24 protein-coding genes and 1 riboswitch are annotated in these 24,386 nt (G+C 62.8%); of the genes, 11 read left to right on the top strand and 13 right to left on the bottom strand.

All coding sequences use genetic code 11. The annotated features are described in order from the left end of the window. Nucleotides 1-211: 211 nt before the first annotated feature. The 3 genes from AC1D1N_RS18070 (at nt 212) to AC1D1N_RS18060 (ending at nt 3,229) form a co-directional block, all read left to right on the top strand. Entirely contained in the window at nt 212-1,738 is a 1,527-nt protein-coding gene (locus tag AC1D1N_RS18070) for a DegQ family serine endoprotease (RefSeq protein ID WP_477350134.1), read from the top strand. Nucleotides 1,739-1,874: 136 nt separating this feature from the next. Continuing rightward, nucleotides 1,875-2,486 carry a molybdopterin-dependent oxidoreductase gene (locus tag AC1D1N_RS18065; RefSeq protein ID WP_477350133.1) on the top strand — a complete coding sequence of 204 codons (612 nt, stop codon included), beginning with the start codon at nt 1,875-1,877 and terminating at the stop codon, nt 2,484-2,486. Then, on the top strand, nt 2,483-3,229 hold the full coding sequence (locus AC1D1N_RS18060; protein ID WP_436257755.1) for an FAD-binding oxidoreductase: 747 nt from the start codon (nt 2,483-2,485) through the stop codon (nt 3,227-3,229). The genes AC1D1N_RS18065 and AC1D1N_RS18060 overlap by 4 nt, the downstream gene beginning before the upstream one ends. An 18-nt stretch (nt 3,230-3,247) precedes the next feature. Here the strand turns inward: AC1D1N_RS18060 and AC1D1N_RS18055 are convergent, their stop codons facing one another. The 8 genes from AC1D1N_RS18055 to AC1D1N_RS18020 form a co-directional block, all read right to left on the bottom strand. Next, nucleotides 3,248-4,720 (bottom strand): nucleotidyltransferase family protein, encoded by a 1,473-nt coding sequence (locus AC1D1N_RS18055; protein WP_477350131.1) that lies wholly within the window; start codon nt 4,718-4,720, stop codon nt 3,248-3,250. Continuing rightward, nucleotides 4,717-5,391: a glycosyltransferase family 2 protein gene (locus AC1D1N_RS18050; protein ID WP_477350129.1), complete on the bottom strand. Its 675-nt coding sequence runs from the start codon at nt 5,389-5,391 to the stop codon at nt 4,717-4,719. Before AC1D1N_RS18050 ends, AC1D1N_RS18055 begins: the two co-directional genes overlap by 4 nt. Continuing rightward, entirely contained in the window at nt 5,391-6,143 is a 753-nt protein-coding gene (locus tag AC1D1N_RS18045; RefSeq protein WP_477350127.1) for a glycosyltransferase family 2 protein, read from the bottom strand. Before AC1D1N_RS18045 ends, AC1D1N_RS18050 begins: the two co-directional genes overlap by 1 nt. A gap of 33 nt (nt 6,144-6,176) precedes the next feature. Beyond that, nucleotides 6,177-6,920: a glycosyltransferase family 2 protein gene (locus tag AC1D1N_RS18040; RefSeq protein ID WP_477350125.1), complete on the bottom strand. Its 744-nt coding sequence runs from the start codon at nt 6,918-6,920 to the stop codon at nt 6,177-6,179. Further along, nucleotides 6,917-7,966, bottom strand: coding sequence for a serine kinase (locus AC1D1N_RS18035; protein WP_436257750.1), 1,050 nt, complete (start codon nt 7,964-7,966; stop codon nt 6,917-6,919). Before AC1D1N_RS18035 ends, AC1D1N_RS18040 begins: the two co-directional genes overlap by 4 nt. A gap of 56 nt (nt 7,967-8,022) precedes the next feature. Continuing rightward, nucleotides 8,023-8,445: a PqqD family protein gene (locus tag AC1D1N_RS18030; protein WP_436257749.1), complete on the bottom strand. Its 423-nt coding sequence runs from the start codon at nt 8,443-8,445 to the stop codon at nt 8,023-8,025. A 163-nt stretch (nt 8,446-8,608) separates the two neighbouring features. Continuing rightward, on the bottom strand, nt 8,609-9,709 hold the full coding sequence (locus AC1D1N_RS18025) for an FAD-binding oxidoreductase (RefSeq protein WP_436261867.1): 1,101 nt from the start codon (nt 9,707-9,709) through the stop codon (nt 8,609-8,611). Between the two features lie 78 nt (nt 9,710-9,787). Next, a complete protein-coding gene (locus AC1D1N_RS18020; protein ID WP_203277684.1) occupies nt 9,788-11,035 on the bottom strand; it encodes an aromatic ring-hydroxylating oxygenase subunit alpha in 1,248 nt (415 codons plus the stop codon). Between the two features lie 116 nt (nt 11,036-11,151). Further along, a riboswitch (cobalamin riboswitch) is annotated at nt 11,152-11,354 on the bottom strand. Nucleotides 11,355-11,856: 502 nt separating this feature from the next. Between AC1D1N_RS18020 and AC1D1N_RS18015 the strand changes: the two genes are divergently transcribed. The 3 genes from AC1D1N_RS18015 (at nt 11,857) to AC1D1N_RS18005 (ending at nt 12,707) form a co-directional block, all read left to right on the top strand. Next, the gene (locus tag AC1D1N_RS18015) at nt 11,857-12,060 is read left to right on the top strand and encodes a DUF680 domain-containing protein (RefSeq protein ID WP_477350123.1); all 204 of its coding nucleotides are present in this window, start codon (nt 11,857-11,859) and stop codon (nt 12,058-12,060) included. 80 nt (nt 12,061-12,140) lie between these two features. Continuing rightward, nucleotides 12,141-12,344 (top strand): DUF680 domain-containing protein, encoded by a 204-nt coding sequence (locus tag AC1D1N_RS18010; protein ID WP_352582390.1) that lies wholly within the window; start codon nt 12,141-12,143, stop codon nt 12,342-12,344. A gap of 123 nt (nt 12,345-12,467) precedes the next feature. After that, nucleotides 12,468-12,707, top strand: a complete 240-nt coding sequence (locus tag AC1D1N_RS18005; protein WP_477350120.1) for a DUF680 domain-containing protein — start codon at nt 12,468-12,470, stop codon at nt 12,705-12,707. 174 nt (nt 12,708-12,881) lie between these two features. Here the strand turns inward: AC1D1N_RS18005 and AC1D1N_RS18000 are convergent, their stop codons facing one another. The 5 genes from AC1D1N_RS18000 to AC1D1N_RS17980 form a co-directional block, all read right to left on the bottom strand. Beyond that, on the bottom strand, nt 12,882-13,994 hold the full coding sequence (locus AC1D1N_RS18000) for an ABC transporter ATP-binding protein (RefSeq protein ID WP_477350119.1): 1,113 nt from the start codon (nt 13,992-13,994) through the stop codon (nt 12,882-12,884). 65 nt (nt 13,995-14,059) lie between these two features. Then, nucleotides 14,060-15,721: a beta-galactosidase BglA gene (gene bglA, locus AC1D1N_RS17995; protein ID WP_192249315.1), complete on the bottom strand. Its 1,662-nt coding sequence runs from the start codon at nt 15,719-15,721 to the stop codon at nt 14,060-14,062. A gap of 5 nt (nt 15,722-15,726) precedes the next feature. Further along, nucleotides 15,727-16,881 (bottom strand): carbohydrate ABC transporter permease, encoded by a 1,155-nt coding sequence (locus AC1D1N_RS17990; RefSeq protein WP_477259662.1) that lies wholly within the window; start codon nt 16,879-16,881, stop codon nt 15,727-15,729. Nucleotide 16,882: 1 nt separating this feature from the next. Continuing rightward, entirely contained in the window at nt 16,883-17,896 is a 1,014-nt protein-coding gene (locus AC1D1N_RS17985; RefSeq protein WP_023668891.1) for a carbohydrate ABC transporter permease, read from the bottom strand. Nucleotides 17,897-18,115: 219 nt separating this feature from the next. Then, entirely contained in the window at nt 18,116-19,471 is a 1,356-nt protein-coding gene (locus AC1D1N_RS17980) for an ABC transporter substrate-binding protein (protein ID WP_192249306.1), read from the bottom strand. Between the two features lie 363 nt (nt 19,472-19,834). Between AC1D1N_RS17980 and AC1D1N_RS17975 the strand changes: the two genes are divergently transcribed. From AC1D1N_RS17975 to AC1D1N_RS17955, 5 genes are all read left to right on the top strand, one after another. Continuing rightward, complete coding sequence (locus AC1D1N_RS17975) at nt 19,835-20,857, top strand: substrate-binding domain-containing protein (RefSeq protein ID WP_477350116.1); 1,023 nt, start codon at nt 19,835-19,837, stop codon at nt 20,855-20,857. Nucleotides 20,858-21,025: 168 nt separating this feature from the next. Next, entirely contained in the window at nt 21,026-22,372 is a 1,347-nt protein-coding gene (locus AC1D1N_RS17970) for an NAD(P)/FAD-dependent oxidoreductase (RefSeq protein WP_477350114.1), read from the top strand. Between the two features lie 211 nt (nt 22,373-22,583). Next, complete coding sequence (locus AC1D1N_RS17965) at nt 22,584-22,760, top strand: hypothetical protein (protein WP_192255001.1); 177 nt, start codon at nt 22,584-22,586, stop codon at nt 22,758-22,760. A 174-nt stretch (nt 22,761-22,934) separates the two neighbouring features. Beyond that, nucleotides 22,935-23,501 (top strand): OsmC family protein, encoded by a 567-nt coding sequence (locus tag AC1D1N_RS17960; protein WP_477350112.1) that lies wholly within the window; start codon nt 22,935-22,937, stop codon nt 23,499-23,501. Next, a partial coding sequence (locus AC1D1N_RS17955; RefSeq protein ID WP_477350110.1) for an NAD(P)-binding domain-containing protein occupies nt 23,501-24,386 on the top strand: 886 nt, incomplete at its 3' end. The genes AC1D1N_RS17960 and AC1D1N_RS17955, both read left to right, overlap by 1 nt.

The raw sequence follows: 24,386 nt of genomic DNA, 5'->3' as shown, positions 1-24,386 counted from the left end.
CGTCTAACGAAAATGTGAGTGGAAATTAAATCTTCGTAAGGTGGCGCAAAAACCCTAAATCGGGCCGATCCCTACCCTAGATGCAGGGCTGTCGATCCGGCCGGCTGCCATGCCAGGCGAGACGGGCAACCGCGACCGCCGACACGCCGATGGCCGATTCTCTCCCGGAACGGCCACGGTGCCGGATCATTTCTCGCCCGGACAAACGACCATGTCAGACATAATTCGCAGACATCGCGTCGCGGCCTTGCTGGGCGCTGCGCTGATCGTCAGTCCCTTCGTCGCGTCTTTCGCCCAAAGTGCTGGCTCCGCCGTGGCCACCACCCAGACCCCTGTCGCCGGGATAACGGCCCCCAACGGCTCCTTCGCCCCAATCGTGGCCGTCGATAAACCTGCGGTGGTGACGGTCACCACCGTCATGAAGGCGCAGCCGCAAGACATGAGCGAGGAACAATCTTTCGGCGGCAATTCGCCCTTCGACGACTATTTCCGCCAGTTCTTCGGCGACCAGGGCATCCCGATGCCGAAGACGCCGCCACAGCAGGCGCAGCGTGCCGAGGCGCTTGGTTCCGGCTTCATCGTCGACGCCGACGGCACCATCGTCACCAACAACCACGTCATTGACGGCGCCACTTCGATCAAGGTCACGTTGGACGACGGCACCGAGCTTCCCGCAAAGCTGGTCGGCCACGACGCCAAGAACGATCTTGCCGTGCTCAAGATCAAGGCCGACAAGCCGCTGCCGACGGTCAAATGGGGCGATTCCGACAAGCTCATGCCGGGCGATCAGGTGCTCGCCATCGGCAATCCGTTCGGCATCGGCACCACGGTCACCGCCGGCATCGTTTCGGCCCGCGGCCGCGACCTCAACAGCGGGCCGTTCGACGATTTCATCCAGATCGACGCCCCGATCAACCACGGCAATTCCGGCGGCCCGCTGGTCGATGTCGCCGGCAATGTCGTCGGCATCAACACGGCGATCTATTCGCCCAATGGCGGCAGTGTCGGCGTCGGCTTCGCCATTCCGTCGGACCAGGCACAAAAGGTCGTCGCCAAGCTGATGAAGGGTGGGAACATCCAGTACGGCTATCTCGGGGTCCAGATCCAGCCGGTGACGCCGGATGTGGCGGGTGCGGTCGGCCTCGACCATCCCGGCGGCGCGCTGGTTTCCGAGGTCACCGAGGGATCACCGGCGGCAAAGGCCGGCATCAAGACCGGCGACGTCATCACCAGCTTCGCCGGCGAGGCGATCAAGGATCCCAAGGACCTGTCGCGGGCCGTCGCCGATGTCGCGCCCGGCGCGAAGGAAACGCTCGACGTCTGGCGCGGCGGCAAGACGGTGCAGATCTCCGCCGATGTTGGCCGCAACAGCGACGATGTGAAGTCGGCCTCGACCGAGGGTGACAATCAAAAGCCCTCGGCCGGCCAGGCGCTTCGCGTGCCCTCGCTCGGCCTCGGCCTGACCGACCTGACGCCCGATATCCGCGAGGAGCTGAACCTGGCGGCCAACCAGCATGGCGCCGTGGTCGAGCGCGTCAATCCGGACAAGGCGGCCGCCAATGCCGGCCTGCAGCCGGGCGATGTCATTGTCGCCGTCGACCAGTCTCCGGTGCGCAACGCAAGACAGGCCAACCAGGCGATCGCCGAGGCGGGCAAGTCGGGCCGCAAGTCGGTGCTGCTTCTGGTTGATCGCGGCGATGCGCAGATCTTCGTCGCCATACCCTTCGCCGCCGGCTGAAGCACGATGCGGCAGGCCCGCCGGGGTGATCCTGGCGGGCCTGCCGCGCCGCCCAAGATTCCTGTTGCCCGCCAGCACATCTTCGAGAACACTGCGGCAGGGTCGGTAATGGCCTGCTGCAAACGGATAGTCTGAGATGGTCACTCGCGGTTTTTCCTCCGGTCGAAAGCCTCCGACAGAGACGGATGCCCGCATACCGCCCGGGCAGTATCTCGAACAGGGTTTTCCGATCCTGTCCGCCGGGCCAACGCCGCGCGTTCGCACCGAGGATTGGTCGTTCACGCTCAAGCACGGCCCGCGCCCGATCAAGAAATGGAACTGGGCCGAGTTCAACGCGCTCCCCTTGACCAAGATGACGCGCGATATCCATTGCGTCACCGCCTGGACCAAGTTCGATACGGCCTGGCAAGGCGTGCTGGTCGACGACATTCTTGCCGATGCCGGCATAGAAGCGCCGACCGGCTTCCTGCTGGCGCATGGGTATGATGGCTACACCACGAATGTGCCGGCCAAGGATCTCACCACCGGCAAGGCGATGGTGGCGCTGCTTTATGAAGGCAAGCCGATCACGGCCGACCATGGCGGGCCGGCGCGGCTTTTGGTGCCGCATCTCTATTTCTGGAAGTCGGCCAAATGGCTGAACGGTCTGCAGTTCACCGAACGCGACGAGCCGGGCTTCTGGGAATTGCGCGGCTATCACATCTATGGCGATCCGTGGCGTGAGCAGCGCTATAGCGGCGATCCATGAGCGAGGCATCGGCGCCGCAATCGCCCTGGCAGACAGCCAGGATCACCCGCATCGAAAAGCGCACGCCGCGCGTCACCAGTTTCTTCTTCGCGTTGTCGCGGCCTTTCGCCTATCGCGCCGGGCAGCATGTCGACGTCCGGCTGACGGCGCCTGACGGCTATCAGGCGCGCCGTTCCTATTCCATCGCCTCGGCGCCGGAGAGCGGCGCCACGATCGAGCTGGCGATCGAAAAACTCGACGACGGCGAGGTTTCGCCCTTTTTCCACGAGGTGGCGGCGGTCGGCGACGAGATCGAGCTGCGCGGACCGCTTGGCGGCCATTTTGTCTGGTCCGACAGCGATGGCGGGCCGCTGCTTCTGGTCGGCGGCGGCTCCGGCGTGGTGCCGCTGATGGCGATGGTGCGTCACCGGACCTTGCGCAAATCGGCGGCGCCGGTCGCGCTGATGTTTTCGGTGCGGGTCTGGGACGAGGTGATCTTCCGCGACGAGTTGATCAGCCTCGACGACCGCCGCGACGGTTTCGACCTGGTGCTGACGCTGACGCGCGAGGCCGCACAGCGTCCGTCCGACTATTCAAGGCGCATCGACACGGCAATGGTCATGCAGGCGCAGGCGCGGCTGCCGCAACCGCCGGCGCTCGCCTTCGTCTGCGGCGCGAACGCCTTCGTGTCGGCGGCCGCCCAGGCGCTGATCGACGCCGGCATATCAGCGGACATCATTCGCACCGAGCGCTATGGAGTCTGAGCGGGCTGGCCCCTGTCGTCAGGCGGGCAAAAACCGTGCCGACAGCAATTGGAACGGCAGCGCGGCATAGGTGGCGACGTCGGCTTCATTGTCCCAGTGGCGGAACTGGCGTGACGGCCGCGCTTCGAGCACCAGCGCTCGGCCTGGCTCCTCCAGGCTCACCCGGCCGCGAAAATGCAGCACCTTTTCGCCGCCGCCGCGGCTGATCACCTGCGAGCGCAAGCGGGCGATATGCTGCCCGTTGGCATTGATCTCCATCTCGATGCGGCGCCGAACCGGCGGAACGACGATCCTGACGGTCACATCCAGCATCATGTCCCCGGCGCCTGCCGGCCGCGGAAGGGCTTGCGAAAGCGCGAACGGCGCAGGCACCGGCTTTGCCTTGCGCAGGGACGGTCTGCCGCGCCAGACGATTTCGGGTACCGGCTGCTGCAGGCGGCCCTTCTTGCGTTTCAGGCGCAGCTGCTTGGCGACACCGCGCGACAGCCAGATGAGGCCCCCGAAATCGGTGCGCGGCTTGGCTTGCAGAACCGACGACCAGCGCGACAGGCCGGCGCGATCGGCCATCGCCACCGTTCTTGCGAGTTCGGCCTGTGGCACCGCAATGCCGATCTCCAGACTGAGGTAGGAGAGCGCTACCGCCGCGGCGACGGCCAGGCGGCGCTTGGCGAGGATGTCGGCAAACACCTCCCAGTCGACCTCGCCGCCCTGGATGGCGACCGCACAGTCGACCAGCCAGTCGCTGTGGGTGTGTGCATCGAGGCCGCCATGCGCGATCGCCAGCGTCATGCGGTCGGCAGGCGAGGGAACAAGTAGCCTGACGCCGTTGAATTCGGCCGCAAGCGCCCGCTGCCATATCGCCAAATCGTCCTCGGCGCTTTGCTGCGATCCGTCATAGGCTTGCTGGTGCAGGTCGATGTCGCCGAAACTGCCCTTGAAGAAATTCATCGAACGCAAGGACGCCAGTCTCGTCCGCAGAAACTGCGGGCTGACGCCGGTGGCGATCTGCCAGTCGCGGTCGCGCAACACGTCGAAGGCTGCAACTGTGTCTTGCGGGCGTACCAGTATGTCGATGTCGTGCGCCACCCGGCCGCGCTGCGCCGCGGCGTTGACCGCGATGCGGCTGGCGCCCTTGATCAGCATGACCGCGCAGCCGGCATCGACCATGGCCTGCAGGGCCGGCTCCGCCTCGCGCATCGCCAGCCGCGATCTGGTCCACAGCAGTTTTTGCAGGCCGACAAGGCGCGGATGGGCCAGGTGGCCGGCGAGCTTGCGGCCGAACCTGTCGGAGATCGCCGCCAGCAGCCGGTGCTCGCGAAAGGAAACCTGGTCGATGTCGTTCTCGTCGAGCCAACGCGCCGCCTGGTTGGCGGCAGCCTCTTCATCGGGCAACAGCGCGGCCTTCAGCAACTGGTCAAGCCCGCCTGTTGGCCACGACCAGCCATAATCTGGAAACCGGCGGCCGATGCGGCGGATCGCTATAGCCGTCAATTGCGGTCCGCCTTGTTTCGCGCCCGGCGCTGCAGGGCGAGCCGGGCCACTTCGAGATAACCGCGATCACGCCAATCTCGGCCATAGGACAGGCTGCCGGGCCTGATGCGGCGCAGCGCCAACACTTCGTCCAGCATGCCCAGCGCGAAGCCCGCCTCGCGCGCGCGGGCGATCCAGTCGATCATCTCGCCGCGTCCGCCAGGCGGATCGACGATCGGGCCGACCGCACCGATGATCGCGCGGCGGATCATCATCGTTGTGCGGGACCAGCCCGGCACAGCGGCTGCATCCGGCGCATCGGGCCGGCCGCCGCGAAAATTGCTCATATGGGTAAAGACCCCCGACGTCGCCGGAAACCGCTCGAAATGCGCAAGCTGCTTTTCGATCTTGGTCGGCAGCCACAGATCGTCGGCGTCAAGCGTGGCGATAAAGGGCGTCGATAGCGCGGCGATGCCCTTGGTGGTGGCGCTGCCGGGGCCGGCGTTTTCCTGGCGCAGCAGCATGACCTGCATATCCAGCGTGTTGATTGCTGATGCAATGTCGTCGGTCGAGCCATCATCGATGACGACAATGGCCTCAGGTGCGACCGTTTGGGCCGCGACCGAGCGCAGTGTCTCGGCGATGGTGGCGGTGGCGTTGAACGCCGGAATGACGACGCCGTAGCCGGCCATCACAGGAACCGCCAATCCGCAAGCGGCCTGAGATCGAAGATGCCCTCGATCGGCCGCAGCGATGGGTCGGCTTCGCGCCGTTTCATCGATTTGAAGACGGCACGCATGAATTCGCGAGACTGGACATCGGCTTCCTTGGTCATGTTGCCGAGATGGCGTCTGTAGTAGAGGGCGACTGTATCAGGCATGACATAGTTCGGTCCGCTTTCGAAGATGCGCAGCAGATAGTCGGTGTCCTCGGCCTGATTGAAATCCGTGTCGAAGCAGCCGATCCGCTCGACAAGCCGCCGCGCGAAAATTCCGGCCGACAGATGAATGCCGCGAACCGTGATGCTGTGGCTGCCGGCAGCCGGCTCCAGCGTCGTGTCATCGAGACGATCGACCAGTGTCATGCGCGAATAGGTCAGCTCAAGGCCGGGGTCGGTTTCGAAAAACGCGAGATCGTCCTTGAAGCGACCGGCCGGCGAGATGTCATCCGAATCGAGGAACGACACGAATTTCGTTTCCGGCAGAAGCAGGCCGAGACCGGTATTGCGTGTGCGGGTCACGCCCATGTTGGACTGCCGGAACAGGCGGATGCAGGCGTTCTCGTCCATCATCGCGCGCACCACTTCTGCCGAGCCGTCGGTCGAGCCGTCATCGATGACGATGATGTCGAGATCGGCGGCGTCGCTCTGTCTGAGCAGCGAGCGCAGCGCGAGGCCGACATAGCGTTCGCGGTTATAGACCGGCATGATCACGCTGAGCTTCATGCACGCATCCCGGGCCTTGACGTGCTCATCCTGTCACCAATCGGCCGTGCGCTTGATCTCGAAAAGCCCCTCGACCGGACGCAGTGACGGATCGGCCTTGCGCCGCTGCATCGATTTCTGGATCACATGCAGAAGTTCGCGCATCGCCACACCGGTCTGGTTGGTCAGGTTGCCAGGATGGCGCCTATAGTAGACTGCGATTGTATCGGGCAGAACATGTCTGGGGCTGGTTTCGAAGATGCGCAGCAGATAGTCGGTGTCTTCGCCCTGCCGTAGATCCTCGTCGAAAGCGCCGGTGCGGTCTACGAGTTCTCTGCGAAAGATGGCCGCGCTCAGGCTCACGCCGCGCATGGTAGGGCCGCTACCGCCCGGCGCCGGGTAGAGCGCCTCGTCATCCATGAGATCGACGCGCGTCATCAGCGAATACGTCAGCTCTAGGGCAGGATCGGCTTCGAAGAGGGCAAGGTCGGCCTTGAACCGTCCAGCCGGGGAAACGTCGTCCGAATCCAGGAACGTCACGAACTCGGCCTGCGGCAGCAATTGCCTCAGACCGGCATTGCGTGCCTTGACCACACCCTGGTTGGACTGCTGGAACAGTCGGATGCACGATGCCTCCTGCATCAGCATCCGGACGGCGTCGACGGAGCCGTCCGTCGAACCGTCGTCGATAACGATGATATCGAGATCGGCATCGTCGCGTTGCCTGAGCAGCGACCGCAGCGCGGAGACGACATAGAGTTCGCGGTTGTAGACAGGCATGATGACGCTCAGTCTCATGCAGCGCCTGCCAGGATGAAATCCGCTATCGCAGCTGCGATCTCCCGCGGCTCGGTCCCCAGGGACAGCCGGTAGCAAGGCAGATCGCGAGTGAGGTCGCCGAAAAAGCGAAAGCCGGATTCCCGCTCGCCCGGCATCTGCACGATGCCGGACGGTGCCAGGGCAATCATGGCGTCCTTGCGCGATATGGGCATGATCGAGCTTTTCGTACCTCCACCGATATGTGGCACCATCAACGCGATAATGTCTAGATTTTCAGGGATTGGCCGAGGTGCGATCTCGTCAATGTGAAACGCGTGCTTGCCTTGCCAATTCAGCGGCTGGTACGATTTCAGCCGGTCTCCCAGCTTCAGCCGCTTGAAACCCTCCGGGTCCTGCTTGAGCGTGGCAAACAGGGGCCGCGCTGTCACGCGATCTGTCCGGTCGACCAGCACATAGTCGTCGCCGACGCTGTCGAGCCCGTTGAGGAGACCTGCAACGACGGTTCCGGATTTACCGGCGCCGCCGGCGCCGGCCAGTAGTACGCCCTTGCCGTCGATGCCCAGTGTGCCGGCATGGGTGAGCCGCATGCCGCGCGCCGCATATTCCCAGTGCAGGAACGCCCGCAACGGCGCCCCTTGTTCCCATGGCGGATAAGCGTCGGCCGACATCATCAGCTGCGCCCCGACATGGCGTTGCGGATCATGGAATTGCCAGAAGTCGAGGTCATGATAATAGCTGCCGCGCAATCCGGCCTCGGCCAGCCGGCCGGCAAAGGCATGATGGTTGTACTCGCCCCGGCCCCAGCTCGCCGGGGCGGAGATGCCGTCAATGCCGGGATGGGCGACGAAAATGCGGCAGTTGCCGGATACAGGTTGATTGTCCGGAGCCTGTATAAATGCATGGCCCATGGCATCCGCCAAGGCGCCATGGCTGAGGTGGATCGTCAGGTCCAGCAGGGGCAACCGGATCTTGGCGGCCACGGCGTAGCTGGCGGCGGCGTCTTCGGTCGCTGCCAGCACATGGCGCGCATAGTTCGGCAGGGTCCGCAGCGTGATCGAGGGCATGGCCTGTGTTCCGGCGACCGGCGTCGCGAATGCGCCCTGGAAGCCTGTGGGAATGTCTATGCCTGTTTCACCGCCGGCCAGCCGAGCGGTTCCTCGACCTCGTGGATCGGGTCGACGATGATGAGATCGGCAAGGTCGTCATGGACGTCGACTCTGAGCGGCTCTCTGGTGGCGGCAAGCTCAGCCAGCAGGTCGCCCGAAAGCGGTTGCGCTGGTGTTTCCGCAGCCGCCAGTAGCCCGAAGTCGAGCAACCGGGCAATGAAGCTTTCGAGATCGGCCAACCCTATTGTCGCCGCACCCGCCCTCGCTCCGACCAGCGCCTGGGCGGCGACGCCTGACGACAGCGCCTGCCAGATGCGGCTGCCGGAATCGGAGAAGCCGAAATATTTGCCATTCGAGAGGTCGAGAACGACGGCCTCGCCATCGAACGATTCGAACACGATATCCTTGCTCGCGACCGCGTAGACCCGTTGCTGCATCGCTCCATCCCGTCCCAGACGCCCTTGAAGGGATCGCGCCGGTTTCACGGTCTGGCAAGCCCTTCCGAGAGTGCGTCTAAATCAGTTGGCCCATTCTTGGCAAGACAAAGACCCGCAGGCACCCTGTCTGCGCCTGATGAGCAGCTACGGTTATGGCGGCCGCTCAGGCCTCGATTTCGAGCGCCGACAGCGGTTTTGAGCAGCAGGCAAGAATGAAGCCGTCGTCGATTTCATGATCGAGAATGCCGCCATTGTGGCTCATCTCGACAGCGCCGGAGACCTTCTTCACCTTGCAAGTGCCGCACAGGCCGAATTCACAAGCGGCGGGAATCCGCACGCCCGAAGCGCGCGCCGTCTGCAGCACGGTCTGGCCGGCGACGCATTCGGCGTCGACCTCCGAAAGCGAGAAGCGGATCGGCGTCACGGCTTCGGCAGGAGCAGTGATGCCTTCTTCAGCGGGAGACGCAAACGGCGCCGGGATTTCCTCCACCGCGGGCGCGGCAAAGCTCTCCTGATGATATTTCATCATGTCGAAGCCGGCGGCATCCAGCATGCCGCGCACGGCGCGCATGAAGGGATCGGGACCGCAGCAAAAGATCTCGCGCTCGCGGAAATCGGGCGCCAGCAAGGGCAGCCGGATCGCGTCGATGCGGCCCATATGACCGTACCAGCCTTCACGGCTCGAGCGTTCCTCGATCATGAAGCCGAGCGACAGGCCGGGCATATGGCCGCCGAGCAGTTCGAGCTCCTTGCGGAAGATGATCTCCTCGGGGCGTCGCGCGCAGTTGACGAAGCCGACATCGGTCCACGGCGCACAGTCGTTCAGCCAGCGCAGCATCGACATCATCGGCGTCACGCCGGAGCCGGCCGAAATGAACAGATATTTGGCCGCCGGGTGGCTGTGCAACGAGAAGTCGCCGGCCGGTCCATAGGCCTTGACATGCGAGCCGGGCGTCAAATGGTCGAACATCCATCGCGTGCCGATGCTGCCGGCCTGCGCCTTGACCGTTACTGCGATCGAAAACGGCCGCGATGGCGACGACGACAGCGTGTAGGTGCGCATCAGCGGCCCGTCAGGTGTCGGCAGCTCCAGCGTCACGAACTGACCCGGCTTGTAGCGGAACCAGGTCTGGTTGTCGGAGCGGAAGGTGAAGGTCTTGACGCCTGGCGCCTCGTCGCTGACGCCGATCACCTCCAGCACCTGCAGCCTGTCATTCCACGGCGCCATCTGGTCGAGATGGCGATAGAGCCCAAGATCCGTCATCGCATTCATCCCCCTGTCCTTTTTGCTCTGCTCATGTCGTGATCCCAAAACCGCAATACACTTTTGGGCGACATGAGCTCACGCGACGCTGCGCAGCGCCGGCCGGCCGCCTTCGGCAAGGCGCGGACCGATGAAGGCTGCGTACCATTCGACGAACTGGATCACGCCGCCCTCATGCAGCTCCGAATAGGGGCCTGGCTCATAGGCCGGAGACAGGATGCCGAAGGCGTTCTCCTCGACGATGCGACGGTCCTGGTCGTTGGTCTCGGTCCAGACATGCGTGAGTTCGTCGATGGTGTAGTCGACGCCCTCGACCGCATCCTTGTGCACCAGCCACTTGGTCGTCACCGCGGTCTCCGTGGCGCTGATCGGCAGCACCCGGAAGGTCACTGCATGGTCGATGAGGATGTGGTTCCAGGTCGTCGGATAGTGGTAGTGCATCAAGGTGCCGATGCGGTCGGCGGCAACAGTGTCGGAGAGGTTCTTCGTCACCGCGCGCTTTCCCGTCATCGTGTAACTGACGGCATCGCGCAGCAGCGGCGCGCGGGTGGCGCGGTATTGTCCGGCCGGATCGATGCGGAATTTGCTCGGCAGGCCCGCCGCTTCGCATTTCGCCCAATGCGCCAGCATCTCCGGATCGCTGTCGGCGCCCTGCACGCCGGTTACCGTCGGCGCTTCCGGGAAGGTCTTGCAGAGTTCGGGATGGTTGCCGGCGCAGTGGTAGCACTCGCGGTTGTTTTCCCAGACCAGCTTCCAGTTGCCCTTCTCGACGATGGTCGATTCGAAAGCGATCTTGGCTTCGCTCAGCCGGTGCGGCTTGAGGTAGGGCTCGATCATGGCGCGCATCGGCGCGAAGTCTGCGGGTTCTTTCGCCAGGCAGATGAAGATGTACCCGGCCACGCTTTCGCATGCGACCGGCTTCAGGCCGAACTGGCTCTTGTCGAAACCCTCGGCCATCTGGCGGGCGAACAGCAGTCGGCCGTCGAGCTCGTAGGTCCACTGGTGATAGGGGCAGACGAGCTTTGCCGCCGTGCCTTTCTCGGTGTTGCAGACGCGGCTGCCGCGATGGCGGCAGGAATTGTGAAAGGCGTTGATGTTGCCCTTCTGGTCGCGGACGAGCACCACCGGATAGTCGCCGATCTGCACGGTGATATAACTGCCGGGCTTCGGCAGTTCGCAATCATGGCCGACGAACAGCCAGTCGCGATACCAGATCAGCTCCATGTCGAGCTTGAAATAGTCCGGGTCGGTGTAGAAGGGTTGCTCGAGCGAAAAGCCTTGCTTGCGGCCGTTCAAGAGCCTCAGCATGTCGTTGCGCGCATCCATAGTTCTGTCCTCGTGGTTTAAGGACTGAACTTGGTGGTGATGGAGGAAGGATCGGCCGCAGGCCGGCAACACGCCGGCATGCGCTATCCACCTCTTGACCGCCCACCGCGATCAGTCGAGTTCAAGCATCTCGGGCTGGTTTCCGGGCTCTGGAGTTGTCCTTGCGGACCATCGCGACACCTTCCCAGGCTTCTTGCCCAGTGGTCTCCCGTTGCGACTTGAACTCCACCACCGTTGCGGGGGCAGCGCCGGATTCTGACCGGCTTCCCAATTCTCCGCTCCGTCGTCACGAAGCGGCACCTGAGATGGGATCATCTAATCACGGCAGCGATCGCGACATCGGCATGAAAGCGACATCGTCTCCATGCGGCGCGACACGCACGACAAACGCGGCGGCAGACGATCGTGGGGCTGACGGTGTTGTTTTCGGGGCGGATCGCGGCCCTCGCAAATCACCTCGAATCAGACTGCCGACCAAGGGAAAACACGTCAACGGTATCGAAAAGTGACTATTAGCAGTTTCTAAAATCGAACCGAACGGTTCGTTTCTGTTGACAATGCGTGCAGGACGGTGTGAACGCTGACGCCCGGACACACTCGGTGAGCCAGACGCCATGGTCACATAAGTCTTTGTATTATTTATAAAAAGTTAGATGATAGGCATGCTTATGAAAATTACAAGAGGTGAAATCATGGCCCAGCCGGAACAACTTCGTGATTGGAAACCAGCCTATGGCTTTCCCACATCGGGGCTGTCCGAACGACGCGAATTGCTCCCACCACACGCCGCTGAGACGGACAGCAAAACTGGAGTACTAAAAATGAAAAAGATCATCCTTACTGCCGCCGCCGTTTTGGCCATCACCGGCAGCGCCTTCGCTGGTAGCGACAATTATGGTTCCAATGGTGCGAACCAGCCCGCTGCCGCGGTTGACAGCTCGTATACGGCTTCCATTCAGAAGTCGGCGCACGCTGACAAGCAGCCCGTCGTTCAGGGCAGCGACCGCAACCTCTTCGGCCGTTAACAGCTGATCCCGATCCAAACAAAAGCGTGGCGGCCTGTCCGCTGCTCTTGGGATCTCGAAGAAATTCAGGAGTATTTAAAATGAAAAAGATCATCCTTACTGCCGCCGCCGTTTTGGCCATCACCGGCAGCGCCTTCGCCGCCAGTGACAACTATGGTTCGAACGGCGCCAACCAGCCTGCGGTTACGTCGACCGATAGTGGCCACACGGCTTCGGTTGCGAAGTCGGATTCGGCTGCTCAGGCCCCCGCACAGGGCGCCGACCGTAACCTCTTCGGTCGCTAACAGACGATCGGGATCTGACCTCAGAGTTTTTCGGACAACGATCCCAGTCGAACATCGAACAAGCCGGAGAGCGGCGGGACTGTCGGCCGCTCCGCCACATGATGGAAATTCAGGAGACTTGACATGAAGAAGATTGCTCTTGCTGCCGCTGCGCTTTTGGTTGCCGCCGGCAGTGCTTATGCCCGCAACGACAATGTCGGCGGTAGCGCCGTCGACAACCAGGCGACCGTCAACGTAGACAACACCCGGACGTCGTCGGTACCGAACACCGGTTCGCCGGTCTACAAGCTGTTGAACTCGTCGGGTGACGTGCAGAAGCTCGCCCCGCAAGGCAGCAACCGGAACCTCTTCGGCAACCGCTAGAACGTTTCACCGTTTCACAGAAACGGCGAACCGCACTATCTGTTTGTTTTTCGCAATTCCCGGACGGAAAACCGCTCACACTTTTCCTGGAATTGCTCTAACAGCCGAAGTTTGAAAAAAGAGCGGCGGGCCTGGCCCGCCGCTCTTTTTTCATGCCGATACGACGCGCCGATCTCAGGCCGCCTTCACTTCCACGGGCTTGAGCGAGAAGGAATGTCCCTCGGCGTCAAATATGTGCAGGTCGCCGGCATCCGCAGTCAGCCGCAGCTTCGCCCCGCGCTTGACCTCGACATTGCCGGGCAGCTTGGTCACCAGCGGCAGGTCGGCGCGGCCGATGTCGACATAGACCAGCTGGACCTCGCCGAGCTGCTCGACATAGTCCACCACGCCTTCGAAAAGATACTCCGTGCCGGTGGCGACCGACAGATCTTCCGGCCGCACGCCGAAGCTGACTGCCGCACCCTTGGCCGAAGCCGGTGTCGCGATCGGCACCGTGGCCTTGCGGCCGCCGACATGGCTGACGATGGTCGGGTCGCCCGCCTTGTCGATTGTCGCCGGCAAGATATTCATGGCCGGCGAGCCGATGAACTGGGCAACGAACAGATTGCCGGGCTTCTTGTAGAGGTCCATCGGCGTGCCGACCTGCTCGATATGGCCGTCCTTCAGCACCACGATGCGGTCGGCCAGCGTCATCGCCTCGACCTGATCATGGGTGACGTAGATCATCGTTGTAGCCGGCATCGATTCCTTGAGCTTGGCGATCTCGATGCGGGTGGCGACGCGCAGCGCCGCGTCCAGGTTCGACAGCGGCTCGTCGAACAGAAACACTTTCGGGTTGCGCACGATGGCGCGGCCGATGGCGACGCGCTGGCGCTGGCCGCCCGACATCGCCTTGGGCAGACGGTCGAGATATTTGGTCAGCTGCAGGATCTCGGCTGCCTGCCGTACCCGTTTGTCGATCTCGGCCTTGCTTTCCTTGCCGATCTTCATCGAGAACGCCATGTTGTCGTAGACGGTCATGTGGGGGTAGAGCGCATAGGACTGGAACACCATGGCGATGCCGCGCTTTGAAGGCGGCACATCGTTGACCACCTCGCCGGCGATCTTCAGCTCACCGGAGGTGATTTCCTCAAGCCCCGCGATGGACCTCAGCAAGGTCGACTTGCCGCAGCCCGACGGGCCGACAAAGACGATGAACTCACCCGACTTTATGTCGAGGTCGATGCCATGGAGAATGTGCAGATTGCCGTATGATTTCTTCACTTGTCTCAGCGTGACATCGGCCATGATTTCCTCCCAGTGATTTCCCTAGAGAACCCAGATTTCCTCAAGAAATTCCGTTTCGTCAAAACTCAGTCGATGCGCCCGAACCAGGCGCCGTAGCCGCCGAGGCGGATCGAACCTGTGCCGGATTGTCCCGAAAAACCGTGCCCGGCCAAGGGCTGCAGCGCCTGGCCGAGATCGACCTCGGCCGGCCTGCTGCCCAGATTGAAGACGCAGACGATCTGCTCATTGCCCTCGCGGCGGGTGAAGGCGACGGTGTCGCCCTCGCTTTCGATGAATTCGATGTCGCCTTTGGCCAGCGCCGGATGCTGACGGCGGAAGCCGAGAAAACGCCGGTAGTGCTCAAGCAGCGAGGCGGCGTCGCCCTGCTGCACGTTGACCGCCTGCGACAAATGCTTGCCCGGTACCGGCAGCCAGGGCTTGGCCGTCGAGAAGCCGGCATTGCTGGCGGTTGCATCCCACACCATCGGCGTGCGGCAGCCGTCGCGGCCCTTGAATTCGGGCCAGAAGCGGATGCCATAGGGGTCCTGCAGATCCTCGAACTTAAGCTCGGCTTCGCCCAGCCCAAGCTCCTCGCCCTGATAGAGGCAGACCGAACCGCGCAGCGACATCAGCAGCGCCGAGATCACCTTGAGATAGGCCGCCGGATCGGCCTCATCGGCAGCCCAGCGCGAAGCCGGACGCATCACGTCATGGTTGGAGAAGGCCCAGCATGACCAGCCGTCGCTGGCGACCTTTCCGAAGGCTTCCAGCACCTGACGCACCTTGGCGGCGCTGATCTTTTCCGGCGCCAGGAAGTCGAAGGAATAGCACATATGGACGCGCTTGCCGCCGGCCGTGTAGGCGGCCACCACTTCCAGCCCACGCTGCGAATCGCCGACTTCGCCGACGGCGGCGGTCGCCGGATATTCGTCGAGCAGCGCCCGGAACCGTTCGAGGAAGGCAAGGTTCTCCGGCCGGCTCTTGTCGTAGAGATGGTCCTGGTAGTTGTACGGATTGACAGCGGGTGCGGTCTGGTCGTTGCGCTCTTCCGGCGGCAGCGGCGGGTTGTTCTCCAGCCCCTGGCTGTGGAAGTAGAAATTGATGGTGTCGAGGCGAAAGCCGTCGACGCCGCGCTCCAGCCAGAAGCGGGTGACGTCGAGCAGCGCGTCCTGGACTTCCAGATTGTGGAAGTTGAGGTCCGGCTGCTCGGACAGGAAATTATGCAGATAATACTGCTGGCGGCTTGTGTCCCACTGCCAGGCCGAGCCGCCGAAGATCGACAGCCAGTTGTTGGGCGGCGTGCCGTCCGCCCGGGCGTCGGCCCAGACATACCAGTCGGCCTTCGGGTTAGCCCGATTGGCGCGGCTTTCCTTGAACCATGGATGGATGTCGGCGGTGTGCGACAGCACTTCGTCGATCATCACCTTGAGACCGAGGTGATGGGCTTCCGCCACCAGCGCGTCGAAATCGGCGAGCGTGCCGAACATCGGATCGACGTCGCAATAGTCCGAGACGTCGTAGCCGAAATCCTTCATCGGCGACTTGAAGAAGGGCGAAATCCAGATGGCATCGACACCCAGCGAGGCGATGTAGGGCAACCTGCGGATGATGCCCTTGAGGTCGCCTATGCCGTCGCCATCGGAGTCCTGGTAGGAGCGCGGATAGATCTGGTAGATCACCGCGCCCCGCCACCAGTCGCGATCGACGGCGAGATCGGGCTTCGAGGTCGCCTTCAAAGCGGATTGCATCAGTCTCAACCTCCTTTGACCGAGCCGGCCAGCAGCCCGCGGACGAAATAGCGCTGTAGCGAGAAGAACACGATCAGCGGCACGATGATGGTGACGAAGGCCGATGTCGTCAGGATCTCCCAGTCGCCGCCGCGCGAACCGAGCAGCGCATTGAGCTTGGCGGTCAGCACGATCTGATCGCCCTCGGTACCGAGGAAAACCATCGCCACCAACAAATCGTTCCACACCCACAGGAACTGGAAGATGGCGAAGGAGGCCAGCACCGGGAACGACAGCGGCAGCACGATCTTGACAAATATCTCGAAATCGCTGGCGCCGTCGATGCGCGCCGATTCCATGATCTCGCGCGGCAGGCCGGCAATGTAGCTGCGCAGGAGATAGATGGCGAAGGGCAGGCCGAAGCCGGTATGCGCCAGCCAGATGCCGAGATAGGTTTTCGACGGCACGCCGAAGAAAGTGCCGACACCGTTGTACAGTTTGAGCAACGGGATCAGCGACATCTGCAGCGGCACGACCAGCAGGCCGATGATGACGGCGATCAGCAGCGCGCGGCCGGGAAAGCGCATCCAGGCCAGCGCATAGGCGGCGAAGGCCGCGATCAGGATCGGGATGACGGTCGCCGGAATGGTGACGGTCAGCGAGTTCATGAACGAGCGGCCTATGCCTTCGGAAAACAGCACCGTGTTGTAGTTGTCGGTGGTGAATTTCGGCGGCGCCGACGAGGCATAATAGACGCGCTGGCCACGATCGCCCTCAAAGGCTTTCGGCGACGACATGACGAAAGTTCCGTCGGCATTGAGCTGCAAGGTGACTCCGTCGCCGAGATCGGCAGTCGTGCCGGCCGGATATTGCGTCGGTGCCGCCGACTTGACGCCGAAAGCGCTGATGTTGCGGGCGGCAGCGTCGCCGAAGATGTTGCCGGCAAGCACGAATTTCCCGTCCTTCTCAACCTGCGCCGAGGCAGGCGGCAACCGGCCGGCTTCGGTCTGGGTGGAGCTGGAGAACGAATTCCACCAGCCCGAGGCGATGATCTGGTCCTTGTCGCGCAGCGACGAGACCAGGATGCCGAGCGTCGGCACGGTCCAGATGGCGACGAAGATGAGCACGGCGATGTGGACGCCGAAACGGCTGGCAAAGGATTTTCCGGTCGCGACGGCCATCTCAATGTCCTCCCGTCTCTTTGTTCGCCTGGCGGATGTTCCAGACCATGATCGGGATAACCGCGATCATGATGATGATGGCGATGGTGGCGCCGCGGCCGAAATCACCGCCGCCGCGGAACATCCAGTCGAACATCAGATTGGCCAGCACCTGGCTGTTCCATTGGCCGTTGGTCATGGTCAGCACGATGTCGAACACTTTCAGCACCAGGATGGTGATCGTCGTCCAGACCACGGCAATGGTGCCCCAGATCTGCGGCACCATGATCTTCCAGAAAATCTGGAACGGATTGGCGCCGTCGATGACCGCGGCTTCGAGCGTCTCTTCAGGGATGCCGCGCAGCGCCGAAGACAGGATGACCATGGCAAAGCCGGTCTGGATCCAGATCAGGATGATCATCAGGAAGAAATTGTTCCAGAACGGCAGCGATATCCAGACCTGCGGCTGGCCGCCGAAATACTGGATGATGGCGTTGAGCAGGCCGATCTGCGTCTGGCCCTCGCCGCGATATTCGTAGATGAATTTCCAGATCACGCTGGCGCCGACGAAGGAGATCGCCAGCGGCAGGAAGATCAGGCTCTTGGCGATCGTGCCCCACCAGATCTTGTCGGTGAGCACGGCGATGATCAGCCCGAGGAAGGTACACGCCGCCGGCACCACCGCCAGCCAGATGATGTTGTTCAGGATCGAGTTGCGGAACTCACGGTCGCCGAACGCCCATTCATAATTGGCGAAGCCGACAAAGTGCTGGCCGCCGCGGTCGAGGAAGGACAGCCAGAGCGTCGCCACCACCGGATAGATCAGGTAGACGGTAAGGATGATCATCGCCGGGCCGACGAACAGCCAGGGACGCACCAGCCCTTGCCGGCGCAGATTATCGATGGCCGCAGCCCCGGCGACGCCGCGCGACGGGAAAATCAGGTCGACCAGCTTGTTGGCGCCCCAGAAATAGGCGACGCAGCCGCCGACGCCGATGATGATGACAAAAATGGCCGATAAGATCTGAGCAGCCATGGGTCCCTCTCCCTGCGCATGATCGGCCGGGCTTTGAACAGCCCTGGCGATGTGGCAATGCGCCGATTTAAGTTATTCGGAACGAACGAACGCAAATCGGTCCGGCGTACGGCGCCGGTCGGATCCGGGCCAACAAGGCCCGGATCCAGTCTGTGGAGGAAGTCCTGAACTTGCAGCCAAAGCGGCTGCTGACTCGCCGCTGATTGCTTGGCCCGCTGATTACTTGATCGCGTCCCAGCTCTTCTGGATGTCGGTTGCGACATCCTGGGCCGACTTGCCGCCAACCAGATCGATCATGCCGGTCCAGAAGGCGCCGGCGCCGATCTTGCCCGGCATCAGGTCCGAACCGTCGAAGCGGAAGGTCGAGGCATTGGCGAGGATTTCGCCCTGCTTCTTCAGCGCGTCGCTGGCATAGGCATCCTTGTTGACCGACTTGAGCGGCGTCACGAAGCCGCCTTGGGCCATCCAGATTTCATGCGCCAGCGGCATCTTCAGGAATTCGATGAAGGCGCGCGCGCCCTTCGAATCCTTGGTGATCATGGCGAGCGTACCGGCGCCGAGCACGGGCGTGCCCAGTTCAGGCTTGGACGCATAGGGCGGGAAGTAGAAGAAGTCGGCATCCTGGCCCACCTTGGTGCCTTCCGGGAAGAAGGTCGGGATGAACGACGCCTGATGGTGCAGGTAGCATTTCGGCGGCACCGAGAAGAGGCCCTTGGGGCTGTCGCGGAAGTCGGTCGCGGCAACCGCCTTGGCGCCGCCATCGACCATCTTGTCGTCGGTGGCGATCTTGCCGAAGATGTCGATGGCGTTGACCACCGCCGGGTCGTTGAACGGGATCTCGTTCTTCACCCACTTGTCATAGACGTCAGGCGCCTGGGTGCGCAGCATGATGTCTTCGACCCAGTCGGTCGCCGGCCAGCCGGTGGCGCCGCCCGAGCCGAGACCGATGCACCACGGCGTGCCGCCGTCCGCGATGATCTTCTTCTCGAGGTCGGCAAGCTCTTCCTGGGTCTTGGGAACCTTGTAGCCGGCTTCCTCGAAATTGTCCGGCGAGTACCAGACCAGCGATTTCACGTCGGCCTTGTAGGGGAAGGCGAAGAAGCCCGGCTTGCCGTCCTTGTCCTTGAAGGTGCCGAGGTCGACCCATGACTGGCCGGCGCCGTAATTGTCCTTGACCCATTTGGCGGTGTCGTCGCCGAGCGGCGTCAGCAGGCCCTTGGAAGCCAGATCCTGGATCAGGCCCGGCTGCGGCAGCACGGCGATGTTGGGCGGGCTGCCGGCCTGGGTGTCGATGACAATCTGTTGTTCGTAATTCTCCGACGAGGAGTATTTGATCTCGGCGCCGGTGGCTTCCTGGAAATATTCTAGAACCGTGCGGATGAGACCTTCATCCTCGCCGCGCCAGGGTCCGAAGATGGTCAGCGTCTCGCCCTTGAGATCGACCTTTTTCAGCTCTTCGTAGTTGGCCCAGTTGAAGCGCTTGTCTTCACCCGGCTTGAATTTCAGTTCGGCTTGCGCCGGCAGGCTCAGGGCGAGCGTTGCAAACGCGGCGCCAAGCAGAAGCATCTTCTTCATCGCATTCCTCCCAGTGGTCACATACACCCGGACGGAACCTCCATTCCGCCCGCCGACGCCGCAGGACTGTGACTCACTCGGAAAGGAACCGCAACCTTTCGAAAGAGTCTTCCAAAGCGCTTTGGTCTTTTTGATCTCGCCATTGAATCCAACGGAAGTCAAGAGGGTAGCGGTCTAATCGATTTGATTTCGGGCTGCAACACGTGATAAAGTGCACTGCAGCACAGTTTTTTGGCGGTGCAGCAGCGTATTATGCTTCAAACTGGCCGGACCAGTGCGTATGGTCCCATGGTTCGGCAGCGCCCTTCATGGCGCCCGCGCGAATCCGAAATTAAAAGCGCTTTGAGGCTTGGAGGCCTCCCAGTGAACCTGAAACAGCTCTCCCATATGCTGGCGCTGTCGCAGACAACGGTCAGCCGTGCGCTGAACGGCTATCCGGAGGTCAACGAGGAAACCCGCCGGCGCGTGGTGGATGCCGCCAAGCGCCACGGCTACCGGCCCAACCCGAGCGCGCGCCGGCTGGCGACCGGCAAGACCGGCATGATCGGCTATGTCCTGCCGACCGGCGCCTCGGTCGATATCGATCCGCATTTTGTCGAGTTCCTCTCCGGCCTGGGGGACTATGCCCGCTCGCACGAACTCGACCTCGTTCTGTCGCCGGCTGACGCCGACGACCAGGAGACCACCTATCGCCGCATCGTCGCCAACCGCCAGGTCGACGCCGTCTACATCTCCTCGCCGCGGCCGGCCGACCGGCGGGTGGCGCTGGTCAACACGCTGGGCATCCCCTTCATCGTCCATGGCCGCAGCGACGGCTTCGATTTCGACTATCCGTTCACCGACATCGACAATGAGGGCGCCTTCCACGAGGCGGCCCGGCTGCTGGTCCAGCTCGGCCATCGCCGGCTGGCGCTGATCAATGGCGACGACCGCGAGACCTTCGCCATTCACCGCGAGCGCGGCATGCGTCGCGCGCTGGCCGCCAGCGGCCTGACACTCGGCGAGCGCCATGTCTGCTCGGTGACGATGACCGAGGAGAACGGCTATCGCGCCGCGCGGCGCCTGCTCGAACAGAGCGAACCGCCAACCGCGATCGCCTGCTCCAGCCTGATCATGTCGCTCGGCGTCGTGCGCGCGGTGCGCGACCTTGGCCTGACCATTCCCGGCGACCTGTCTCTGATCGCCCATGACGACGTCTTCCCATGGCTGAAGCCCGAGAATTTTTCCGTTCCGCTGTCGACGACACGCTCGTCGATCCGCCTCGCCGGGGCCCGCATCGCCGAGCGGCTGGCGGCGCGCATTTCCGGCCTTGAAGAAGGCGCCCGCGGTGAGGTCTGGCCGGTCGACCTGGTGGTCCGGGGCTCGGTGGCTGGGGCGCCGGGCTGAGGTCAATCCGGTCAGCCCGTTGGGCCGAATTCGACCCCTTGCGGACGTTGACTGCAGATAGATTGAAGTGTCGTGGGACAACGGTCTGCCTGGGTCGGTCCTTGATTTGGCTTCTACAGGGTGTCAACCAGTAAGCCAGAGCCATCGACCAGCCTACAGGTGCGCCACTTGCCCACATTCCCGTTCTCCAAAACGGATCCAATCCAGCATCCAGGTCCACCGCCGAAGAGTTCGGAGGTGGTGGTCATTGGCGGCGGTGTTATCGGCGTGACGACAGCGCTTTTCCTGGCGCAGCGCAACATTCCGGTGACGCTCCTGGAAAAGGGACGCGTTGCGGCAGAGCAATCGTCCCGCAACTGGGGCTGGATCAGAAAGCAGGGACGGGACGCCGACGAGTTGCCCATCGTCATCGAGGCTGTTCGCCTGTGGCGGCAGCTGGCTGAGGAATGCGGCGAAGACATCGGCTTGAGCCAGACAGGCGTGACCTATCTGGCAAACTCGGACAAGGACATGGCCGGCTTCGAAGCGTTCATGAAGATCGCCGCGATCCATGCGCTCGACACGCGCCTCCTGGACGGTGGCGAAGCCGCCAAGCTCATCAAAGGCATGTCGCGCAGATTCAAGGGCGCGATGACGACGCCCTCCGACATGCGTGCGGAGCCCTGGCTGGCGGTGCCGGCACTTGCCCGGCTTGCCGTCCGAAAGGGTGTCAAAATCGTAGAGAATTGCGCAGCGCGAACCCTTGAGATCTCGGCCGGAAAGATCAAGGGCGTGTGGACCGAGGCGGGGTATATCGAGACCTCCACCGTGCTGGTCGCGGGTGGCGCCTGGTCGTCCCTGTTCTTGAGAAGACACGGCGTGTCCATCCCCCAGCTCAGCGTCAGGGTAACCGTAGCCGCAACGGAGCCCTTGCCCGAGATCTATCCAGGTGCGGCAACTGACGAACACATCGCTTTCAGGCGCCGGCAGGATGGCGGTTACACGCTCGCCGCGGGCGGCAGCCATCTGCACTACGTGGGGCCGGACGCATTCCGTCACGCCACCAAATACCTTCCGGCCCTCAGGGACAATCCGCTGGGAACACGCTACTTTCCGTTCGCGCCGTCAGGTTACCCCGATGCCTGGTCGACGCCGCGCGATTGGGCGCCGGATTCGCGCAGCCCTTTCGAGAGAATGCGTGTGCTCAGCCCGGCCCCTGAACGGGCCCGTCTGCGTTCGATAGAACGCAAGTTCAAGCACCTCTTTCCGCAGTTCGAGACGGTTCGCCTGAAGGCAGGCTGGGGTGGCATGATCGACGCCATGCCCGACGTCGTCCCCGTCGTGGATCGGGTGGAGGCAGTCGGCGGCCTTTTCGTCGCGACGGGAATGAGCGGCCACGGCTTCGGTATCGGGCCTGGCATAGGTCGCGTCGTTGCCGACATGATCGCGGGAAACGAGACCGGGCACGACCTCAGCCGCTTCCGGCTGTCGCGCTTTTATGATGGAAGTCCTGTCCGGTTGGGTCCGGCCCTCTGAATTGGCCGCGCCTATCCGCCACTTCTTCTTCGTCGCCGCCTTCGTGTCCAGCCACCCGTAGCCGAAATCCCTCGCGTAGGTCATCTGCGATTTTGTTACCAAACGTCGGTTTTGGTGCAACCTTGCAGATACAAATGTGGAGCATTTAACAGACTGTTGAGCGGCTCCTTGGGTATATCCCGAGGCGCCCAAAGCTCTACAGGAGAAGAAGATGTCAATGTTTGAAACGGTCGCGCGCTATGGGGCGGCCATCAAAAACGCCCGTGAAGCACGAAAATCCGAACGCGTTCTGAACAGCCTGCCATTGGAAATTCAAAAGGACATTGGCTGGCCGGTTACACCGCGCCAAAAAAGGCTCTCATCAAACAGCTGGGGCAGGATCCTCTGAACGAGGCGCCACCCCAACCTCGGCGATCGCTGGAGTTCGGCTGCAGGAGCTACGCCAGCACAGCGCTTCGCCAGGCGATTCCACGCTCACTCCCATGCTGCGCACAACACGCCCGTGGGAAGACATTCCGTCCGCTGTAAGCCGGACCCTCACCTGTCAACAGGAGTACGACCTATGACCAAACGCACGGAAACCGCCACAAATGGTGTCAACGTAGCCGCCCTGCTTGGCGCCCGCGAGGCGCTGAAGGATGCCCCCGAGGCCGCCCGGTTCAAGTGGCGCGCGACGAGCGAATGGGTCAAGGGGACCCACAACCGAGCCACAGTCGACGGATTCTTCGGCCTGGGCGCAGAACAGCAGCATCGCCAGACCTACAAGTTCGAGTCCGATCACCCGGAAATCTTTGCGTCCGAGGACAAGGGTGCGACACCCGTCGAATTTGTGCTGGTCGGACTGGCCGGCTGCCTCACCGCGGGCATCGCCGCTGTCGCGCAAAACCGCAACATCCAGCTCCACTCGGTCAAGGCAACGCTCGAAGCCGGCATGAATATCCAGGGCATCCTCGGCATCGATCCGGACGTGCGCAACGGCTTCGACGGCATCAAGGTGCACTACGACATCGACGCGGACGCCAGCGCGGAAGACATCGCCGCTCTCGTCGCGCAGTCGCAGAAGCGCTCGGCCGTCTTTGACGTGATCACCAACCCGACCGATGTAACGGTCACCTCGAGCAAGTCCTGATGAGCAAAAGCGCATCGCGCGGGATCGCCGGCACCGTTGACGTCGTCGTCATCGGTGCCGGTCACTCAGGCCTGGCGATAAGCTATCTGCTGGGCCAGCACTCGCTCAGGCATGTGGTTCTCGAGCGAGGCGAGGTCGCGAATAGCTGGCGCACGGAACGCTGGGATTCGCTGCGCTTGCTCACGCCCAACTGGATGGCGCGGCTTCCCGACTACCCATACCAAGGCGACGACCCGGACGGCTTTATGAACGCCGGGCAGGTTGCCGATTTCATTTCCGATTACGCCACATACACATCAGCACCGGTTCTAACGCGTACCGCAGTCAACAGAGTTGCGCAGAGCAGCCACGGCTTTCGGGTGGAAACCCAAAATGGGGACTGGCTGTGCCGTGCCGTCGTGCTCGCCACGGGTGCTTTCAGCAAGCCTGTAATACCGCGACTGGCCGAGGCCATGCCAGCGACCATCGAACAGCTATCGGCTCACTCCTACCGCAATCCCGGGCAGCTTGTCCCTGGCGGGGTGCTGGTGGTTGGGGCATCGGCGACAGGTCTGCAATTGGCGCAAGAGATCCAGCTCAGCGGCCGGCCCGTCACGCTCGCGGTGGGCGAACACGTCCGGCTGCCGCGCGTCTATCGAGGTCGCGATATCCAATGGTGGATGCTTGCGACGGGCGTGCTCGACCAGCGCATCGAAGAGGCTGACGACCCCGACCGCGCCCGAAGAGTCCCGTCGCCGCAGCTTGTCGGCACATCAGACCGGACCACGCTCGACCTCAATGTCCTGCAGGGGCAAGGCGTTAAAATCGTCGGACGCCTGATGGGCATTCGCGACGCAACAGCCCAGTTTTCAGGAACGCTTCGCAACGTCTGCGCGCTTGCCGACC

It is taken from the genome of Mesorhizobium sp. P2_B5 (genome assembly GCF_056404775.1).
This window is presented reverse-complemented; position numbering and strand designations above follow the sequence as displayed.

What these genes read in the sequence shown, in the direction of transcription:
- AC1D1N_RS18045 (WP_477350127.1), bottom strand. Translation starts at nt 6,143, where the DNA reads ATGAAGCTCAGCGTGATCATGCCGGTCTATAACCGCGAACGCTATGTC.
- AC1D1N_RS18010 (WP_352582390.1), top strand. Translation starts at nt 12,141, where the DNA reads ATGAAAAAGATCATCCTTACTGCCGCCGCCGTTTTGGCCATCACCGGC.
- AC1D1N_RS17990 (WP_477259662.1), bottom strand. Translation starts at nt 16,881, where the DNA reads ATGGCCGTCGCGACCGGAAAATCCTTTGCCAGCCGTTTCGGCGTCCAC.
- AC1D1N_RS17965 (WP_192255001.1), top strand. Translation starts at nt 22,584, where the DNA reads ATGTCAATGTTTGAAACGGTCGCGCGCTATGGGGCGGCCATCAAAAAC.
- bglA (WP_192249315.1), bottom strand. Translation starts at nt 15,721, where the DNA reads ATGCAATCCGCTTTGAAGGCGACCTCGAAGCCCGATCTCGCCGTCGAT.
- AC1D1N_RS17960 (WP_477350112.1), top strand. Translation starts at nt 22,935, where the DNA reads ATGACCAAACGCACGGAAACCGCCACAAATGGTGTCAACGTAGCCGCC.
- AC1D1N_RS18040 (WP_477350125.1), bottom strand. Translation starts at nt 6,920, where the DNA reads ATGAGACTGAGCGTCATCATGCCTGTCTACAACCGCGAACTCTATGTC.
- AC1D1N_RS18050 (WP_477350129.1), bottom strand. Translation starts at nt 5,391, where the DNA reads ATGGCCGGCTACGGCGTCGTCATTCCGGCGTTCAACGCCACCGCCACC.
- AC1D1N_RS18065 (WP_477350133.1), top strand. Translation starts at nt 1,875, where the DNA reads ATGGTCACTCGCGGTTTTTCCTCCGGTCGAAAGCCTCCGACAGAGACG.
- AC1D1N_RS17980 (WP_192249306.1), bottom strand. Translation starts at nt 19,471, where the DNA reads ATGAAGAAGATGCTTCTGCTTGGCGCCGCGTTTGCAACGCTCGCCCTG.
- AC1D1N_RS18020 (WP_203277684.1), bottom strand. Translation starts at nt 11,035, where the DNA reads ATGGATGCGCGCAACGACATGCTGAGGCTCTTGAACGGCCGCAAGCAA.
- AC1D1N_RS18030 (WP_436257749.1), bottom strand. Translation starts at nt 8,445, where the DNA reads ATGCAGCAACGGGTCTACGCGGTCGCGAGCAAGGATATCGTGTTCGAA.
- AC1D1N_RS17985 (WP_023668891.1), bottom strand. Translation starts at nt 17,896, where the DNA reads ATGGCTGCTCAGATCTTATCGGCCATTTTTGTCATCATCATCGGCGTC.
- AC1D1N_RS18000 (WP_477350119.1), bottom strand. Translation starts at nt 13,994, where the DNA reads ATGGCCGATGTCACGCTGAGACAAGTGAAGAAATCATACGGCAATCTG.
- AC1D1N_RS18005 (WP_477350120.1), top strand. Translation starts at nt 12,468, where the DNA reads ATGAAGAAGATTGCTCTTGCTGCCGCTGCGCTTTTGGTTGCCGCCGGC.
- AC1D1N_RS18015 (WP_477350123.1), top strand. Translation starts at nt 11,857, where the DNA reads ATGAAAAAGATCATCCTTACTGCCGCCGCCGTTTTGGCCATCACCGGC.
- AC1D1N_RS18060 (WP_436257755.1), top strand. Translation starts at nt 2,483, where the DNA reads ATGAGCGAGGCATCGGCGCCGCAATCGCCCTGGCAGACAGCCAGGATC.
- AC1D1N_RS18035 (WP_436257750.1), bottom strand. Translation starts at nt 7,966, where the DNA reads ATGCCCTCGATCACGCTGCGGACCCTGCCGAACTATGCGCGCCATGTG.
- AC1D1N_RS18070 (WP_477350134.1), top strand. Translation starts at nt 212, where the DNA reads ATGTCAGACATAATTCGCAGACATCGCGTCGCGGCCTTGCTGGGCGCT.
- AC1D1N_RS18025 (WP_436261867.1), bottom strand. Translation starts at nt 9,709, where the DNA reads ATGACGGATCTTGGGCTCTATCGCCATCTCGACCAGATGGCGCCGTGG.